Below are 13,844 nucleotides of genomic sequence, written 5' to 3'. Positions count from 1 at the left end.
ACCCCGCATCGGTCAGCCATCCGTTGCGTTTACATGGGACAGAGTAAAAAATTGAATAAACAACCGCGTTCGCTTTCTCCACTGGTGCAATTAGCGGGAATTCGCAAAAGTTTCGATGGCAAAGAGGTGATTTCCAGCCTGGATTTGACCATCAACAATGGCGAATTTCTCACGCTGCTCGGCCCCTCTGGCTGCGGTAAAACAACCGTTCTTCGCCTGATTGCCGGTCTGGAAACGGTTGATTCCGGTCATATTATGTTGGACAACCAGGACATCACTCACGTTCCTGCGGAAAACCGCTACGTGAACACCGTCTTCCAAAGCTATGCGTTATTCCCCCACATGACCGTGTATGAGAATGTGGCCTTTGGTTTACGCATGCAGAAAACCCCCGCAGCCGATATTCCTCCTCGCGTTACTGAAGCCCTGCGCATGGTGCAACTGGAAGAGTTCGCTCAGCGAAAACCGCATCAACTCTCCGGTGGCCAACAGCAGCGCGTGGCGATTGCCCGTGCGGTGGTCAATAAACCGCGTTTACTCCTGTTAGATGAATCTCTCTCTGCGCTGGACTACAAACTGCGCAAGCAGATGCAGAACGAACTGAAAGCGTTACAGCGTAAGCTGGGTATCACTTTCGTCTTTGTCACTCACGATCAGGAAGAAGCGCTGACTATGTCAGACCGTATCGTGGTGATGCGTGACGGCAAGATTGAGCAGGACGGTACGCCGCGCGAGATCTACGAAGAGCCGAAAAATTTGTTCGTTGCCGGATTTATCGGCGAGATCAATATGTTTAACGCCACGGTGATAGAACGTCTGGACGAGCAGCGCGTTCGTGCTAACGTTGAAGGCCGCGAGTGCAATATTTACGTCAACTTCGCGGTGGTTCCCGGACAGAAACTGCACGTTCTGTTACGCCCGGAAGATCTGCGCGTGGATGAAATCAACGACGATAATCATATCGAAGGCCTGATCGGCTACGTGCGCGAACGCAACTACAAAGGCATGACGCTGGAGTCGGTTGTGGAACTGGAAAATGGCAAGATGGTGATGGTCAGTGAATTCTTCAACGAAGACGATCCTGACTTTGACCACTCGCTCGACCAGAAAATGGCGATTAACTGGGTAGAAAGCTGGGAGGTCGTACTGGCTGATGAAGAACACAAGTAAATTCCAGAGTGTGGTGATCGTCACCATTGTCGGTTGGCTTGTGTTGTTTGTCTTTCTGCCCAACCTGATGATCATCGGTACCAGCTTTTTGACCCGCGACGACGCCAATTTCGTCAAAATGGTCTTTACGCTGGAAAACTATACACGCCTGCTCGATCCGCTCTATTTTGAGGTGCTGGTTCATTCCCTCAATATGGCGCTGATTGCCACGCTCGCCTGCCTGGTACTCGGCTACCCGTTTGCCTGGTTTTTGGTGAAACTGCCGGAAAAAGTGCGCCCGCTGCTGCTGTTCCTGCTGATTGTTCCGTTCTGGACCAACTCACTTATCCGCATCTACGGACTCAAAATTTTCCTCAGTACCAAAGGCTATCTCAACGAGTTTCTGTTGTGGCTCGGCGTTATCGATACTCCTATTCGTATCATGTTTACACCCAGCGCGGTGATTATCGGCCTGGTGTACATCCTGCTGCCGTTTATGGTGATGCCGCTCTATTCCAGCATTGAAAAACTCGATAAACCGCTACTGGAAGCCGCGCGTGATTTGGGTGCCAGTAAACTTCAGACCTTCACCCGCATCATTATTCCGTTGACGATGCCGGGAATTATCGCCGGATGTCTGTTGGTTATGCTGCCAGCCATGGGGCTGTTTTACGTATCCGACTTAATGGGCGGGGCGAAAAACCTGCTGATTGGTAATGTGATTAAAGTGCAGTTCCTGAACATCCGCGACTGGCCGTTTGGTGCCGCCACCAGCATTACGCTGACCATTGTGATGGGGCTGATGCTGCTGATCTACTGGCGCGCCTCGCGCTTGCTGAACAAGAAGGTGGAACTCGAATGATCGGTCGGCTGCTCAGAGGCGGTTTCATGACCGCTATCTACGCGTATCTGTATATTCCAATCATCATTTTGATTGTGAACTCCTTTAACAGCTCGCGCTTCGGCATAAACTGGCAGGGTTTTACCACCAAATGGTACGGGCTGCTGATGAACAACGACAGTTTGCTGCAGGCGGCACAGCACTCACTGACGATGGCCGTGCTCTCCGCGACCTTTGCCACCCTGATCGGTTCACTGACTGCGGTCGCTTTATATCGCTACCGTTTTCGTGGCAAACCATTTGTCAGCGGCATGTTGTTTGTGGTGATGATGTCGCCGGATATCGTGATGGCAATTTCGCTGCTGGTGCTGTTTATGCTGATTGGCATTCAACTGGGCTTCTGGTCGCTGCTGTTTTCACATATCACGTTCTGCCTGCCTTTTGTGGTCGTAACGGTCTACTCACGTTTGAAAGGCTTTGACGTACGTATGCTTGAAGCAGCTAAAGACCTGGGTGCCAGTGAAGTGACCATTCTGCGCAAGATCATTCTGCCACTGGCCATGCCGGCGGTAGCTGCAGGTTGGTTGCTAAGTTTTACGCTGTCGATGGATGATGTCGTGGTTTCGTCCTTCGTCACCGGACCCGGCTATGAGATTTTGCCATTAAAAATCTACTCAATGGTTAAAGTCGGTGTATCACCAGAGGTGAATGCACTGGCAACCATTTTGTTGGTTCTGTCGCTGGTTATGGTGATCGCCAGCCAGCTTATTGCACGTGATAAAACCAAGGGCCGTTAAGGCCCTTAATTCAGGGGACGTTAAATGATGAAAAAATGGTCACGCCACCTGCTCGCGGCGGGTGCTCTGGCACTGGGCATGAGCGCCGCTCACGCGAATGACAACAACACGCTTTATTTCTACAACTGGACCGAATACGTTCCGCCAGGATTACTGGAACAGTTCACCAAAGAGACCGGCATTAAGGTAATCTATTCGACCTACGAGTCGAACGAAACCATGTACGCCAAGCTCAAAACCTATAAAGACGGTGCGTACGATCTGGTGGTGCCTTCCACCTATTACGTCGACAAAATGCGTAAAGAAGGCATGATCCAAAAGATCGATAAGTCGACGTTAACCAACTTCCACAACCTCGATCCGGAAATGCTCAATAAGCCGTTTGACCCGAACAACGACTACTCAATCCCGTATATCTGGGGTGCAACGGCCATTGGTATTAACAGTGATGCCATTGATCCCAAAACCGTGACCAGCTGGGCTGACCTGTGGAAACCGGAATACAAAGGCAGCCTGCTGTTAACGGATGATGCCCGCGAAGTGTTCCAGATGGCGCTGCGCAAGCTGGGATACTCCGGGAATACCACCGACCCGAAAGAGATTGAAGCTGCGTATAACGAGCTGAAGAAGCTAATGCCTAACGTTGCGGCGTTTAACTCTGACAACCCGGCCAACCCGTATATGGAAGGTGAAGTCAATCTGGGGATGGTGTGGAACGGCTCCGCATATGTTGCGCGTCAGGCAGGTACACCGCTGGAAGTCGTCTGGCCGAAAGAAGGTGGGATTTTCTGGATGGACAGCCTGTCTATTCCGGCAAATGCTAAAAACAAAGAAGGTGCGCTGAAGCTGATTAACTTCCTGCTACGCCCGGACGTGGCGAAAGAAGTGGCGGAAACTATTGGTTATCCAACGCCAAACCTGGCGGCACGCAAGCTGCTAAGTCCGGAAGTCGCGAATGATAAAACCCTGTACCCGGATGCAGAAACCATCAACAAAGGGGAATGGCAGAACGATGTTGGTTCCGCCAGCGCCATCTATGAAGAGTATTATCAGAAGCTGAAAGCAGGACGCTAATTGCCCTCCTCGTAGGCCGGATAAGACACGCCAGCGTCGCATCCGGCGCATCATCACTGCCCGATGGCGCTGCGCTTATCGGGCCTACTCCATCCGTGCTCACAGACCTTTCAATAACTTCTCAACAAACTCGGGTACCACCTGGCTTGCCGGGCCGTAATACTTCTCTTCGAACTCGCTACCCACCTGGCTTGGTTCGAGATTTAACTCCACCGTATGCGCCCCATGCAGACGCGCTTCGTGGACAAAACCCGCAGCCGGATAAACATGCCCTGACGTGCCAATGGCAATGAAAACATCTGCCATCGCCAGCGCCATATAAATTTCATCCATCCCCAGCGGCATTTCGCCAAACCAGACAACGTGCGGTCGCAGGGGCGCAGGGAACTGGCAGCAATGGCATTTGTCTTCTGGCGTGACGTCCCCTGTCCAGTCTAAAATCTGCCCGCTTTGCGAACAGCGAACCTTAAGAAGCTCGCCGTGCATATGGATAACGTTCTGACTTCCCGCACGTTCGTGCAGATTATCGATATTTTGCGTTACCAGTAGAAAGCGATCACCCAGCTCGGCTTCGAGTTTTGCCAACGCAATATGCGCCGCGTTTGGCTGAATTTCGGGCTGTTGCAACTGGTGACGACGGGCGTTATAAAACGACTGAACCAGTCCAGGATTACGACTAAATCCTTCCGGCGTTGCCACATCCTCAACCCGATGTTCTTCCCAAAGACCATCCGCAGCACGGAAGGTACGAATCCCTGATTCAGCGGAAATTCCCGCGCCAGTCAGGACTAACACCCTTGGTTTTTCCACCAGTTCAGGCACCACTCTGTCTCTGAAAAAGATCCGTTGACGCAGGCGATCGCGCAAATGGCGTTTATTTTTACGAAAACGGCTTAATCGATGACCCCGACGCGACAGCATAACAACCTCTTTGTATTAATCGGTAAGATGTAGGAAAGCGGCTCCGCGCATCCCACCCGCATCACCGTGTCGTGCCTGCTCAATACGCGGCACACGGGCAACGGGCAGCAAATGACGTGGCAGCCTGCCCGCCAGTTGCGTCGTAATAGCGGTAAAGTTCGACAAGCCACCGCCAATCACCACTAAATCTGGATCGACGATAGTCAGGATATTCCCCAGGCAAACGGCCAACAAATCCAGATAACGCTCTACATGCGCATGCGCGTGCTCATCGCCTTGCTCCCAGAGGGTGATAATTTCACGGGCATCCAGAGGTTGATGGTAGTAATGCTGGTACAACCACGCAAATCCGCCACCGGAAAGATAACTTTCGATGCACCCCAGTTGACCACATCCGCAACGACGCAGCGGGAAATCAAATCCCATCAACGTCAACGCATCAACAGGCAAACGGATATGACCGAACTCGCCGGTAATATAGCTACGTCCAGTGATAGACTTTCCGTTAAGCACCAGGCCACCACCGACACCGGTGCCGAGGATTAAGCCCATCACTAACGGATACTGGGTGAACTCATCGTCCCAGGCTTCGGAGAGTGCAAAACAGTTGGCGTCATTATCCAGACGCACATCACGATCCAGTCGTGCGCTGAGATCGGCCCGAAGCGGTTTGCCACTGGCAGCAGGAACGTTGGCTGCATACAGCGTACCGTCCTCCGTTTCCGGCATACCAGGAATGCCGATGCCAACCGAACCTTTAATGCCAAACCGCTGGTCTGCTTCCTGCACCAAATTGCACACCGCATCAAGGAAAGCGTCATAACTGTCACGCGGCGTAGGGACGCGCGTTTCCCATTGCAAACGACGTTGATTATCGAATACGCCTAACGCAATTTTAGTCCCACCGATGTCAAATCCGTAATACATCACCGCTCCTTGATGCAGCATGAATGCTTTAGTGTATATATTGTTATTGGCCGCTAAGTACTCTCGCAGGATCAATATTGCTGGCGCGACGCGCCGGATACCAACTCGCCAAAAGACTCAGCACTAATGCTGTCACCAGCACGTAAATCACATCCAGCCAGTGTAATTCCGATGGCAGGAAGTCAATGAAATAGATATCGCCGGAGAGGAACTGATGGCCGATAAGCGCCTCAATACCATTGATAATCGGTGTGAGCTGTAGAGAAACAACAACACCAATAACCACACCTATCAGGCTACCGAACAGACCCGCCAGCAGTCCATACCAGACGAAGATGGCGCGGATCAGTCCGTCTTTCGCCCCCAGCGTTCTTAATACCGCAATATCGCCGCTTTTGTCTTTTACCGCCATCACTAACGTTGAAACGATATTAAAGCAGGCTACGCCAATCACCAGCACCATCGCCAGATACATAATGGCGCGGATCATCTGGATATCGCGATACATATAGCCGTAAGTACCGATCCAGCTCTTAATATAAACATAGTTATTGGTCACTTCGCCCGCATCTCGCACCAACTTATTGGCGTTAAAGACATCGTTGACCTTCAGGGCAATCCCGGAAACGCTGGAACCCATATCCAGGTACTGCTGCGCGTCTTCCATTGGGATCATGGCGAAGCTGTGATCGAGCTGACCGCTCAGTTGCAGAATACCGGTAACGTGCAAACGCACGCGTTTAGGCTGCTGTAGCTTGTGATCGGCGCTGGCATTGGGGATCATAATCGACACCCAATCTCCCTGCTTCACCTTCAGCGCGTCCGCAATCCCCTTGCCAATAATGACCTGCTGCTCACCGGCTTTGAAATTATCCCAGGCGTGGTTTTGCACGAAGGATGGCAGTGCGCTTAAACGCTGTTCCTGTTTCGGGTCAACGCCCTTCACCTGCACCGCGCGCAAGTTCGCCCCACTCTCCACCAGCCCGGTGAAATTGATATAAGGCGCAGCAGCGACAATGCCAGGCACTTTCTGAACTTTGTCGAGTGCTTCCTGCCAGTTGTTCCAGGGCTGATTTACCGCTTCAATCTCACCGTGCGGAACCACGGCCAGAATACGGTTGTTCAACTCTCGCTCAAATCCGTTCATGGCACTTAAACCAACGATCAACACCGCCACACCCAACGCGATGCCAACGGTGGAAATCACAGATATCAGCGACACCATGCCACCGCGCCGCCGACCGCGGCTAAAGCGCAGACCAATCAATAATGATAAAGGCGATGCCATTACTCAGCCCCCATCAGGCTCAGTTCAGCCGTCAGGCGACCATCGCGCATTTCAAGCTGGCGGCTCATGCGCTTCGCCAGTTGTAGATCGTGCGTCACCACCAGAAATGCCGTGCCCTGAGAGCGGTTCAGCTCACCCAGCAGTTCGAAAATGCTGTCCGCGTTTCGCGCATCAAGGTTACCCGTTGGCTCGTCTGCCAGGACCAGGCGCGGGTTATTCACCAGCGCACGGGCGATGGCCACACGCTGGCGTTCGCCGCCAGACAGTTCAGACGGGCGATGACTGGCACGATGATCCAGCCCTACCGCTTTCAGCATGTCACGTGCGCGCTCGGTTATTTCAGCCGGTTTTTTCTTGCCGATCAGCAGCGGCATCGCCACGTTTTCCAGCGCGGTAAAGTCTGGCAACAAATGGTGGAACTGGTAAATAAATCCGAGCTTCTGATTACGCAGTTCCGCTTTCGCCGCTGACGAGAGTTTGCTCATCGGCTGACCGCTAAAAATGACGTCGCCGGAAGTCGGTGTATCCAGCCCGCCGAGCAGATGAAGCAGTGTACTTTTGCCGGAGCCTGAGCTGCCGACAATCGCCATCATCTCACCCTCGCCGACGCTAAAACTGACATCGTGCAGAACATCAGTCTGCACCGTGCCTTCCTGATAGCGTTTGCACAGGTTGTCGCATTGCAACAGGATCTTATTCATAACGTAAAGCCTCAGCGGGTTGAGTGGCGGCAGCGCGCCAGGAAGGATAAAGCGTAGACAGCAGCGCGATGGCCATCGCCACCAGCGCAATGACGATCACCTGCAGCGGCTCAATAGCAACCGGCAACGCGGCACCGTCCAGCAGCACACCAATAATTGGCATCAGGTTGTTCAGTTGGCTGGCAAGCAATGCGCCCAGCACCGCGCCCAGCAGCGCGCCGATAATTCCGGCACTGGCCCCCTGAACCATAAACACCATCATGATTTGCCGCGGCGTTAGCCCCTGCGTTTGTAGAATCGCCACTTCCCCTTGCTTCTCCATTACCATCAGACCCAACGAGGTAATAATATTAAAAGCCGCAACTGCCACGATCAGGCTAAGCAGCAGCCCCATCATGTTTTTCTCCATGCGCACAGCCTGGAACAGTTCCCCTTTGCGCTCGCGCCAGTCCTGCCATTTGGTGCCCTGCGGCAGCGTTTGCTGGCTCAGCGTGTCAACTTTTAACGGTTCGTTCAGCCACAGACGCCAGCCGGTAATATTGCCCACCGGATAGCGCATCAGGCGGGAAGCATCCTGAATGTTGGTCAGCATCTGGTAGCCGTCTACTTCGCTGTTGGCGGCGAAGGTGCCAATCACCGTAAACAGACGCTGGCTCGGCAAACGCCCCATCGGCGTAAACTGGCTGGCCGAAGGCACCATCACGCGAATTTGATCGCCGCGATTGACGCCCAACTGCCCGGCAAGCTGCTCACCGAGGATGACATTATACTTACCCGGCTGCAGATCTGTTTGCTTCACATTGACCAGATACGGCGTGAGAGGATCTTTTTGCGCCGGGTCGATGCCCAGCATCACGCCGACCGCCACGCTACGCGCACTTTGCAGCACCACATCCCCCGTAGTTATCGGTGCGACGCGGTTGACGCCGTTCAACACCACCGCTTTTTCCGGCAGTTGCTGCGGGTTCAGAGAACCCTGTTCAGACGAGAGAACGGCCTGAGGCATCAGGCCAAGGATATTGTTTTGCAGCTCGCGCTCGAAACCGTTCATCACCGACAACACCGTGACCAGCGCCATTACCCCGAGGGTAATGCCAATGGTGGAGAGCCAGGAAACGAAGCGACCGAAGCGATCTGCTGCACGCCCACGCATATAACGCAGGCCAATGAATAGAGCGACAGGTTGGTACATGAAATCCGTCTGGTTGCTGTTAGCAAAGTCACGAGTATATAAGCGAAAGCAGAATGGGTAAATGACTGAACCGTAAGTGTTCGTCAGCACTTGTCCTAAAAGTATAAATAAATCAATCCGCTAAAGTTGTCCCTCTTTTCTTAAGTCCAGATCCCTGATCTTTATCTTAAAAAAACAAAATGCAGACAGTTACGCATTACAGCCCACCGCGAGTTGCGCAGGATGGCAGGCTATAGCAATCAATATGGATACGCCGTCTCGATGATTAAAAAAGAACTATGGATTAACCAGATCAAAGGGTTATGTATTTGTCTGGTGGTAATTTATCACTCGGTAATCACGTTTTACCCGCACCTCACTACGTTTCAGCATCCGCTTTCAGAGATACTGAGCAAATGCTGGATTTACCTGAACTTGTACCTTGCGCCGTTTCGCATGCCGGTGTTTTTCTTTATTTCGGGGTATCTGATCCGTCGCTATATCGATAGCGTCACGTGGACCACCTGCCTGGATAAACGAATCTGGAGCATCGCCTGGGTGTTGGTGCTTTGGGGGGTGGTACAATGGCTGGCGTTAGTCGCGCTCAATAACTGGCTGGCCCCGCAGCGCGATCTGAACCATACCGCCAACGCCGCCTATGCCGATTCGATCAGTGATTTTACCCACGGGATGCTCACCGCCAGCACCAGCTTGTGGTATCTGTACGCACTGATTGTTTATTTTGTTTTGTGTAAGCTTTTCAGCCGCTGGGCGGCGCCATTGTTGGCGTTATTTGTCGTGTTGAGCGTGGCGATCAATTATGTCCCGACGCCGTGGTGGGGAATGAACAGCGTCATTCGTAACCTGCCATACTACAGCCTCGGCGCGTGGTTTGGTGCAACGCTGATGGCATGGATCAAAGAGGTTCCCCTGCGCCGCCATTCTGTGCTTTTTCTGGTTAGTACAATCGTCGCCGCCGTTGCATGGCTGGCAAATGTTTCACTATTACTTTCTCTTCTTTCCATCGTACTCATTATGAAGCTGTTTTATCAATTTGAGCTGCGCTTTGGTATGCGTGAGTCCGGCCCGTTAAGCGTGATTGGCGCCAATACCATCGCCATCTACACCACCCACCGTATTCTGGTTGAGCTGTTCAGCTTAACGCTAATCCCCAAAATCAATCATGCCGCCTGGCCTGCATATGCAGAGCTGGCCCTGCTGCTGGTGTATCCGTTCGCCTGCCTGCTGCTGTGCACCTTGTTTGGCCTGTTGGTGCGTAAAATTTCACAAAAAACAGTGGCCGACCTGCTATTTTCCCCGCCTTCTTTATCGACCGCCTCGCGCTAACTTCAACGCGTTTTTGCCCCCCTTCGGGGGCGAATCAATTTGCTTATGAGAAACGATCACGGATAATAAAGAAACATTGCTTATCAGACGTATATCCAAACGAGATCCTGACAACCGAATGCCTGAACAACATCGTTACACGCTTCCAGCAAAAGCTGGCGATCAGCGCCAGTTGGGTGAACTTACCGGTGCCGCCTGCGCGACGCTGGTCGCCGAAATCGCTGAACATCACGCGGGGCCAGTGGTGCTGATCGCGCCGGACATGCAAAATGCACTGCGTTTGCATGATGAAATTCGTCAGTTTACCGACCAGATGGTGATGAATCTGGCTGACTGGGAAACACTGCCCTATGACAGTTTTTCCCCACATCAGGAAATTATCTCCTCGCGACTCTCCACGTTGTATCAACTGCCTGCGATGCAACGCGGTGTGCTGATCGTACCGGTCAACACGTTGATGCAGCGCGTCTGCCCGCACAGCTATCTACACGGTCATGCACTGGTGATGAAAAAGGGTCAGCGCCTGTCGCGTGATGCCCTGCGTGAGCAGCTGGACAGCGCCGGCTATCGCCATGTTGATCAGGTCATGGAACACGGCGAATACGCCACGCGCGGCGCGTTGTTGGATCTGTTCCCGATGGGCAGCGAGCTGCCTTATCGCCTTGATTTCTTTGATGACGAAATCGACAGCCTGCGTCTGTTTGATACCGACACCCAGCGCACGCTGGAAGAAGTCGACGCCATTAATTTGCTTCCCGCACACGAATTCCCGACTGACAAAACGGCCATCGAGCTGTTCCGCAGTCAGTGGCGCGACACCTTTGAGGTGAAACGCGACGCCGAACATATTTATCAGCAGGTCAGCAAAGGCACGTTACCTGCGGGTATTGAATACTGGCAGCCGCTATTTTTCAGCGAGCCGTTGCCGCCGTTGTTCAGCTACTTCCCGGCCAATACGCTGCTGGTGAATACCGGCGATATCGAGACCAGCGCTGAGCGCTTCCAGGCCGATACCCTGTCACGTTTTGAGAATCGCGGCGTTGATCCGATGCGCCCGCTTCTGCCACCTGAATCACTGTGGCTGCGGGTGGATGAGCTGTTTTCTGAACTGAAACGCTGGCCGCGCGTTCAGCTAAAAACCGAGAGTCTGGCGAACAAAGCTGCGAATACTAACCTCGGGTTCCAGAAGCTGCCGGATATCGCCGTGCAGGCGCAGCAAAAATCACCGTTAGATGCGTTACGTAAATTCCTTGAGAGCTTTACCGGTCCGGTAATTTTCTCAGTGGAAAGTGAAGGTCGCCGTGAAGCACTCGGCGAACTTCTGGCTCGCATCAAAGTTGCGCCGAAGCGGATATTGCGTCTTGATGAAGCCGCAGACAATGGTCGTTATTTGATGATTGGTGCAGCCGAGCATGGCTTCATCGATAGCAAACGCAATCTGGCGCTGATTTGTGAAAGCGATCTGCTGGGTGAACGCGTGGCGCGCCGCCGCCAGGATTCTCGTCGTACCATCAACCCGGATACGTTAATTCGTAACCTCGCGGAGCTGCATCCGGGGCAACCCGTCGTGCACCTTGAGCACGGCGTGGGTCGCTATGCCGGTATGACCACGCTGGAAGCGGGCGGCATTACCGGCGAATATCTGATGCTCACCTACGCCAACGACGCCAAATTGTATGTACCGGTGTCATCGTTGCATTTGATAAGCCGCTATGCCGGAGGCGCGGAAGAGAATGCCCCGCTGCATAAACTTGGCGGCGATGCCTGGTCACGCGCCCGGCAGAAAGCCGCCGAGAAGGTACGTGACGTCGCGGCGGAGTTGCTGGATATTTACGCCCAGCGTGCGGCAAAAGAAGGTTTTGCCTTTAAACACGACCGCGAGCAGTATCAGCTGTTTTGTGACAGCTTCCCATTTGAAACCACACCCGATCAGGCGCAGGCGATTAACGCGGTACTCAGCGATATGTGTCAGCCGCTGGCCATGGACCGCCTGGTGTGTGGCGATGTCGGCTTCGGTAAAACCGAAGTCGCGATGCGCGCCGCCTTCCTCGCCGTAGAGAATCACAAGCAGGTTGCCGTGCTGGTGCCGACCACCCTGCTCGCCCAGCAGCATTTCGACAACTTCCGCGATCGTTTTGCCAACTGGCCCGTGCGCATTGAGATGCTGTCCCGTTTTCGTAGCGCCAAAGAGCAAGCGCAGATTCTGGAGCAGGTTGCCGAAGGTAAAATCGATATTCTCATCGGCACGCACAAACTGCTGCAAAGCGATGTGAAACTCAAAGATTTGGGTCTGCTGATTGTCGATGAAGAGCACCGTTTCGGCGTTCGCCACAAAGAACGCATCAAGGCGATGCGCGCGGATGTCGATATTCTGACCCTGACGGCAACGCCTATTCCGCGTACGCTCAATATGGCGATGAGCGGCATGCGCGATCTGTCGATCATCGCCACACCGCCAGCGCGTCGTCTGGCGGTCAAAACCTTCGTGCGCGAATACGACAGCCTGGTGGTACGCGAAGCTATCCTGCGTGAAGTGCTGCGCGGCGGGCAGGTCTACTATCTGTTCAACGATGTTGAAAACATCCAGAAAACCGCTGACAGGCTGGCAGAGCTGGTACCGGAAGCGCGAATCGGGATTGGACACGGACAAATGCGCGAACGCGAGCTGGAACGCGTGATGAACGATTTCCACCATCAGCGCTTCAACGTGCTGGTGTGTACCACCATCATCGAAACCGGGATCGACATTCCCACCGCAAACACCATCATCATTGAACGTGCTGACCACTTCGGTTTAGCGCAATTACACCAGTTGCGCGGTCGTGTCGGACGTTCACACCATCAGGCCTATGCCTGGCTGTTGACGCCGCATCCGAAAGCGATGACCACCGATGCACAAAAACGCCTTGAGGCAATTGCATCACTGGAAGATTTAGGTGCAGGTTTTGCGCTAGCCACTCACGACCTCGAAATTCGCGGCGCGGGGGAACTGCTGGGCGAAGATCAGAGCGGTTCGATGGAAACCATCGGCTTCTCACTATACATGGAACTGCTGGAGAACGCGGTTGACGCGCTAAAAGAGGGACGCGAACCGTCACTCGAAGATCTCACCAACCAGCAAACTGAAGTCGAGTTGCGGATGCCGTCACTATTGCCAGATGACTACATCCCCGATGTGAATACGCGACTGTCGTTCTACAAGCGCATTGCCAGTGCGAAAGGCGAAAACGAGCTGGAAGAAATTAAGGTCGAGCTGATAGACCGTTTTGGTTTGTTGCCTGACCCGGCCCGTACGTTGCTGGATATTGCCCGTTTGCGCCAGCAAGCGCAAAAACTGGGTATCAGAAAGCTAGAAGGCAATGAAAAAGGCGGGACGATTGAGTTTGCCGAGAAGAACCACGTCAACCCGGTGTGGCTGATTGGCTTACTGCAAAAGCAACCCCAACACTTCCGTCTGGATGGCCCAACCAGGCTGAAGTTCATGCAAGATTTAGCTGAGCGTAAAACCCGTATCGACTGGGTACGTCAGTTTATGCGTCAACTGGAAGAAAACGCCATAGCATAGCGTTCCGGCCGGGTGAGCACGGTGCTTGCCCGGCCGATGAATTTACAAACTCTTTGCACTTCC

11 protein-coding genes are annotated in these 13,844 nt (G+C 53.3%); 6 read left to right on the top strand and 5 right to left on the bottom strand.

What is annotated here, in order from left to right:
* Nucleotides 1–33 precede the first annotated feature (33 nt).
* From potA to potD, 4 genes are read left to right on the top strand one after another with little or no spacing between them, the layout of a single operon-like run.
* Nucleotides 34–1,170, top strand: a complete 1,137-nt coding sequence (gene potA, locus FDX24_RS15855) for a spermidine/putrescine ABC transporter ATP-binding protein PotA (RefSeq protein ID WP_048211951.1) — start codon at nucleotides 34–36, stop codon at nucleotides 1,168–1,170.
* Nucleotides 1,154–2,011, top strand: coding sequence for a spermidine/putrescine ABC transporter permease PotB (gene potB / locus FDX24_RS15850; protein WP_003030793.1), 858 nt, complete (start codon nucleotides 1,154–1,156; stop codon nucleotides 2,009–2,011). The genes potA and potB overlap by 17 nt, the downstream gene beginning before the upstream one ends.
* The gene (potC, locus tag FDX24_RS15845) at nucleotides 2,008–2,787 is read left to right on the top strand and encodes a spermidine/putrescine ABC transporter permease PotC (RefSeq protein WP_003030794.1); all 780 of its coding nucleotides are present in this window, start codon (nucleotides 2,008–2,010) and stop codon (nucleotides 2,785–2,787) included. The genes potB and potC overlap by 4 nt, the downstream gene beginning before the upstream one ends.
* A 27-nt stretch (nucleotides 2,788–2,814) precedes the next feature.
* The gene (gene potD, locus FDX24_RS15840; protein WP_029139492.1) at nucleotides 2,815–3,861 is read left to right on the top strand and encodes a spermidine/putrescine ABC transporter substrate-binding protein PotD; all 1,047 of its coding nucleotides are present in this window, start codon (nucleotides 2,815–2,817) and stop codon (nucleotides 3,859–3,861) included.
* A 99-nt stretch (nucleotides 3,862–3,960) separates the two neighbouring features.
* On the opposite strand, the gene cobB is transcribed toward potD, so the two are convergent.
* Genes cobB through lolC form a run of 5 tightly spaced genes read right to left on the bottom strand, consistent with a single transcriptional unit; the run spans nucleotide 3,961 to nucleotide 8,890 of the window.
* Nucleotides 3,961–4,782, bottom strand: coding sequence for a Sir2 family NAD+-dependent deacetylase (gene cobB, locus FDX24_RS15835; RefSeq protein WP_040231971.1), 822 nt, complete (start codon nucleotides 4,780–4,782; stop codon nucleotides 3,961–3,963).
* 15 nt (nucleotides 4,783–4,797) lie between these two features.
* Nucleotides 4,798–5,709 carry an N-acetylglucosamine kinase gene (nagK, locus tag FDX24_RS15830; RefSeq protein WP_048211952.1) on the bottom strand — a complete coding sequence of 304 codons (912 nt, stop codon included), beginning with the start codon at nucleotides 5,707–5,709 and terminating at the stop codon, nucleotides 4,798–4,800.
* 43 nt (nucleotides 5,710–5,752) lie between these two features.
* Nucleotides 5,753–6,997 carry a lipoprotein-releasing ABC transporter permease subunit LolE gene (lolE, locus tag FDX24_RS15825; protein WP_137364587.1) on the bottom strand — a complete coding sequence of 415 codons (1,245 nt, stop codon included), beginning with the start codon at nucleotides 6,995–6,997 and terminating at the stop codon, nucleotides 5,753–5,755.
* A complete protein-coding gene (gene lolD, locus FDX24_RS15820) occupies nucleotides 6,997–7,698 on the bottom strand; it encodes a lipoprotein-releasing ABC transporter ATP-binding protein LolD (protein ID WP_003030805.1) in 702 nt (233 codons plus the stop codon). Before lolD ends, lolE begins: the two co-directional genes overlap by 1 nt.
* Nucleotides 7,691–8,890, bottom strand: a complete 1,200-nt coding sequence (lolC, locus tag FDX24_RS15815) for a lipoprotein-releasing ABC transporter permease subunit LolC (RefSeq protein ID WP_003030806.1) — start codon at nucleotides 8,888–8,890, stop codon at nucleotides 7,691–7,693. Before lolC ends, lolD begins: the two co-directional genes overlap by 8 nt.
* Before the next feature lie 261 nt (nucleotides 8,891–9,151).
* Between lolC and FDX24_RS15810 the strand changes: the two genes are divergently transcribed.
* Nucleotides 9,152–10,216, top strand: coding sequence for an acyltransferase family protein (locus FDX24_RS15810; RefSeq protein WP_061067738.1), 1,065 nt, complete (start codon nucleotides 9,152–9,154; stop codon nucleotides 10,214–10,216).
* 118 nt (nucleotides 10,217–10,334) lie between these two features.
* Entirely contained in the window at nucleotides 10,335–13,781 is a 3,447-nt protein-coding gene (gene mfd, locus FDX24_RS15805) for a transcription-repair coupling factor (RefSeq protein WP_115643519.1), read from the top strand.
* Nucleotides 13,782–13,844: the final 63 nt, after the last annotated feature.

Source organism: Citrobacter sp. wls716 (genome assembly GCF_005280975.1).
GTDB lineage: Bacteria > Pseudomonadota > Gammaproteobacteria > Enterobacterales > Enterobacteriaceae > Citrobacter > Citrobacter youngae.
The sequence above is the reverse complement of the archived record's forward strand: the minus strand, read 5'-3'. Positions and strand labels throughout refer to the sequence as shown.